This is a genomic window from Citrobacter sp. wls613, assembly GCF_005281195.1.
Classification (GTDB): Bacteria; Pseudomonadota; Gammaproteobacteria; order Enterobacterales; family Enterobacteriaceae; genus Citrobacter; species Citrobacter gillenii.
This window is the reverse complement of record NZ_SZXN01000061.1, coordinates 1-4,566: the sequence shown is the minus strand read 5'-3', so window position 1 is coordinate 4,566 and position 4,566 is coordinate 1. Positions and strand designations below refer to the sequence as shown.

Annotated in this window: 3 protein-coding genes; all 3 read left to right on the top strand. The window is 38.6% G+C overall.

Annotation, left to right across the window (positions count from 1 at the left end; translation table 11 throughout):
- Positions 1-22 precede the first annotated feature (22 nt).
- The 3 genes from FDX01_RS13525 to FDX01_RS23830 all read left to right on the top strand — a co-directional run bounded on the left by FDX01_RS13525 (position 23) and on the right by FDX01_RS23830 (position 4,447).
- Positions 23-3,373: a YadA-like family protein gene (locus FDX01_RS13525; RefSeq protein ID WP_137399924.1), complete on the top strand. Its 3,351-nt coding sequence runs from the start codon at positions 23-25 to the stop codon at positions 3,371-3,373.
- A gap of 54 nt (positions 3,374-3,427) precedes the next feature.
- A complete protein-coding gene (gene bamE / locus FDX01_RS13520) occupies positions 3,428-3,862 on the top strand; it encodes an outer membrane protein assembly factor BamE (protein WP_115259208.1) in 435 nt (144 codons plus the stop codon).
- Between the two features lie 99 nt (positions 3,863-3,961).
- Positions 3,962-4,447 carry a hypothetical protein gene (locus FDX01_RS23830; RefSeq protein ID WP_239944593.1) on the top strand — a complete coding sequence of 162 codons (486 nt, stop codon included), beginning with the start codon at positions 3,962-3,964 and terminating at the stop codon, positions 4,445-4,447.
- Positions 4,448-4,566: the final 119 nt, after the last annotated feature.

Genomic DNA, 4,566 nt, shown 5'->3' with positions numbered 1-4,566 from the left:
AGTTGATAGGGACAACTCTATAATGAAGAGAAAACATGCCGTATTTACACCGGTTGCTTTTCTGGTAATAAACTCAATAGGATTTAATTCAGTTTACTCAGCTACACCTGTTTCCTGTAGTACTACAGGTACAAGTGAAAATGACCTGTTTTGTGGTGCAGGGGCCAATACTAGTGGTTCCGTGAAGAGTATAGCGATCGGGAACAACGCACTAGTGAGTAAAAATGCTAGTGCTGGGTTAGCAGTTGGTTATAACTCAAAATCTGCTGCACAAAATGCTATTGCGATAGGGAATAGTGCAATTGCATCGGCTGCAAATACTATCAGTATTGGTTCCGACAACTCATTTACAACTGGATCTGTGGCAATAGGTACAAATGCACGTGCAGGGCGAGAAGATATCTTAAGCCTAAAAGATGCTGGTAAGTCTGAGAGAACCTGGATTGGAAAACAAAATAATATTGCCCTTGGAGTAGGTTCCGTAGCTGATGGTGGTCGAGTGATCTCTATCGGTGAGAATGCAGGAAGCGGGACTATTGATAACTGGAATATTCAGAATATCAACATAGGTACTAATGCTGGAAGTCAGGCAAAAAGAGATTATAGTGTTGCTTTGGGTTTTGAAGCAGGGATGGTGCTATCTGGCTCTCAAGATGCTACCGAAGATAGCAAACGAGCTCCAAGTATTAATATTGGTAAGCAGGCAGGAAAAAACACAGTATCATATGGAAATATATCTGTAGGAGATAATGCTGGAACAGAAATCACAGATAATAGAAGCGTTTCTAATATAATGATTGGAAACGGGGCTGGAGTTGGTTTGAGTTCTAATGATGGTAAAAACACTACTTTTCCAGGATATGGCCCTGGTGGAAATACCTTAGTCGGGAATGCTTCGGGACGACAACTATCTGGTGATAGTAATGTCGCTGTAGGTTCTATTGCTGGCGATCGGTCAACTGGTGATAATAATGTGTATGTTGGCCACTTAGCTGGGCAACAATCAATGTCAGATCGATCAATTATTATAGGTTCTCAGGCAGGATTAGGAACAAATAATGACAGAAGTGTATTAATCGGTAATTTTGCCAATGGAGGCGTTGCTGCTCCAACACGAAATGTAGTGGGGCTTGGGTCTTCTGTTAAGGCTACGGGGTTTGAAAGTATTGCTGTGGGTTTTAATGCAAATTCATCGGCAAATAATGCAACAGCTATAGGTCGCTTTACCACGGCTTCTGGGGTCAATGCTACAGCTCTAAGCACTAATGCTATGGCTTCGGGACCTGATTCGATAGCGATAGGTAACGGTGCAAAAGCAGTTGCTATGGATACTATCAGTATAGGTACAGGAAACATCGTAAGTGGTGAGAAATCGGGTGCAATAGGTGACCCAAGCACTATATCAGGGTCCGCTTCTTATTCAATTGGTAATAACAATAAAATAACGGCAAATAATGCTTTTATCCTTGGAAATGCAGTAGATAATGCTATAGATAATTCAGTTGCCCTAGGTAATTCTACGACAGTATCATCTGCTGTTGCAACTCCAGAATATATAGTAAATGGGGTGACACACTCATTTGCAGGCTCAACTCCAGTATCAACTGTAAGTATTGGTGCTTCTGGAAAAGAGCGCACTCTATCGAATCTTGCGGCTGGACGAATTTCGGCTACTAGCACTGATGCCATAAATGGTAGTCAGCTATTTGCAGTTTCATCTGAAGTAGATAAGGGCAACTTATTTGCTGGTAATTCTGGAGCGTTTAAACGCTTCTTTGGTGAAACAACTACTATCCGCGGAGGTCTTACAAATGGAGAAACTGCAAGTAACAAAAACATTAGAACTGAAGCTAATGACGGTATAATAGATATTCAACTGGCGAATAATCTAGATGTCACTAGCGTTAAGACTGGTAATACATTAATTAACAACTCAGGGCTTTATATTACAGGTGGACCCACTGTCACAGTTACAGGTATAGATGCTGGAAATAAAACTATCACTAATGTTGCAGATGCTGTAAATGACAGTGATGCGGTCAATAAACGTCAGTTAGATAATCTTTCAAATTCAGTTAGCCAAGGGGTAACGTTTTCTGCTAATGAAGGCGATGATATCAAACGTAAATCTGGTGAGGTTTTAGCTCTGAAAGGAGATGGTGCAGTTAATGGTAATTATAGTGGAAAAAACATTAAAACAGTTGCGGATGCATCCTCCGGAGTTATATCAATTCAAATATCTGAAAGTCCAGTATTTGGCAATGTTGTTATAAATAGCAATAGCAGTGGGAAAATTTCTGGCGTTAGTGACGGTGCCATCGCTATGGGCAGTAGCGATGTCGTGAATGGTGGACAAGTTCATACAGTTACTACATCAATTGCCAATGTTATTGGAGGTGATACTTATGTAAGCCATAATGGTGAGATGATCTCCAGCAATGTAGGTAATACAGGGAAAAATACTATTCATGATGCTATTGATTCCATCAGAACGACTGCTGAATCAGTAAGCGGAGGTTGGAACCTGTCAGTAAATGGTAAACAAGAAAGTGCTATAAAACCTTCTGAAACAGTTGACCTTAATAATACTGATAAAAATATCAGCATATCCAAAAAAGATAATCAGGTTAGTTTTAACCTTTCCGATTCTGTCAACGTTAAAGAGAGCATCAGTGTTGAAAATGGCCCTTCTCTGAGCCAAGTTGGTATTGATGGTGCCGGATTAAAGATTGCTAATATAGCTGATGGTATTATTGCTCAGGGGAGTAAAGATGCTGTCAATGGTGGGCAACTCCATGAGTTTATCAGCAGTGAAGTAACTAAACCAATTACGTTTAAGGCAGATAGTGGTACACCGTATGAAGCAAAAATGGGAAGTTTGGTAAATGTTAAAGGTGATAATAAAAATATCAAGACGACAGTTAATGGTAATGTGCTGAGCATTAATCTAAACGACAATGTTAATGTTAAATCATTAACTACTACAGAGTCTTTAGCTGTCTCAAGTGGTGCTAATATTGACATGGGAGGAAATACCATACAAAATGTTGGTAATGCCAAGCGTACAAGTGATGCTGTTAACTACGGACAGCTACAACAGGCTTTCAGTAGTCTTGACAACCAAATTAATCGGGTTGAACGTAGAGCTAACGCAGGTGCAGCTGCTGCTATTGCAACGGCGGGGTTAACACAGGCGTATATTCCAGGTAAAAGTATGATGTCCATGAGCGGTGGGTCATTCCAAGGTGAAAACAGTTTAGCTATTGGCCTTTCAACCATCTCAGATAACGGCAATTGGATATTAAAAGGTTCTTATTCAACAACAACTAGAAGTCAAACTGGAGCATCTGTTGGAGTAGGATTTCAGTTCTGATAAAACAGGGGTGGAAACACCCCTATAAATAAAATTTGATTTGGATAGCAAATAATGAAATCGAACTCATTCAAAATTATAATTTTTATTGCATGTGCTACAATTATTTCAGGATGTAATCAAAACATGAGTCGCCCAGATCGTGATGGTGGAGTTAAAGAGATAGTGTGGCCAGAACCTGTAAACGCGAAGTTAAGATCAGGACGTGGAGTATTCCCGACATCCGAAAGTATTTCGCTTTTGAATAAAGGGATGACCAAAGATCAGGTCTATTTGCTTATCGGTAGGCCGCATTTTGGTGAAGGTCTATTTTCTGTGAGAGAATGGGATTATCTCCTTCACTTCAATACGTTAAAACACACTAACAATCAAGTTACAATTTGTCAACTTAAAATTATTTTTAACTCAGATAAATTAGTCGCTAATATATACTGGAGAGCTATTAAACCTGAAAATTCCATTTGCCCACCAGAATCTAATAAAAATTAAAATAATCAATATAGGAAAGTAAATGGTGTAACTTTTATAAACATAAGGTTTTGTTGCTGTACAGTAATAGATAGTATAAAGCAATTTCAAGGTAAATATATGAAAAGAAATATCACAATCCTAAGCCTATTAGTTATTTTATTCACTCTGAGCGCCTGTCATCAGAAGAATGTTAAAAGTGTTGTAACTCCTCTCACCCCCCAAATAAATAAAGAGGTATCTTCTCTTATACTTCTTCCTCTTTCTGAGCAGCCGCACAATGGATGGGCTGAAATTATCATCGTCGACAGGAAATGGTATTTCGATACAAATACTGTTCTGACTCGGAATGAACTTGCGTCCATGTCATTTGGTCAAAGTAATGAAGGTAATTGGTTTCTACAGATCAGTCCTAACAAGAATGGACAATTGATAATTGATAAAGCATTAGAAAATAAGAATAATTATATTCTTATGGTTTTAAACGGAAAGGCTATCTCACTTTCGCAACTCAATTCAGCAAAGACATTATCGTTTTATGTTGGTGATGAGAATAAAACAATTCAGATCGCGGAGGCTATAACTCAAAAAAACATTATGCGCTAGTATTTATTTTACTGATTTTTTAAGATAATTTCGATGGTCATTTAGAGGCAGTGTCTTGTTTTCTTGTGGCCATAATATTTACTTGGTGGTATTTATGGAAAAGTTACGCCAAGCGCTTT

Excerpts from the sequence above, each read along its gene's own strand:
- FDX01_RS13525 (WP_137399924.1), top strand. The coding sequence starts at position 23 with ATGAAGAGAAAACATGCCGTATTTACACCGGTTGCTTTTCTGGTAATA.
- bamE (WP_115259208.1), top strand. The coding sequence starts at position 3,428 with ATGAAATCGAACTCATTCAAAATTATAATTTTTATTGCATGTGCTACA.
- FDX01_RS23830 (WP_239944593.1), top strand. The coding sequence starts at position 3,962 with ATGAAAAGAAATATCACAATCCTAAGCCTATTAGTTATTTTATTCACT.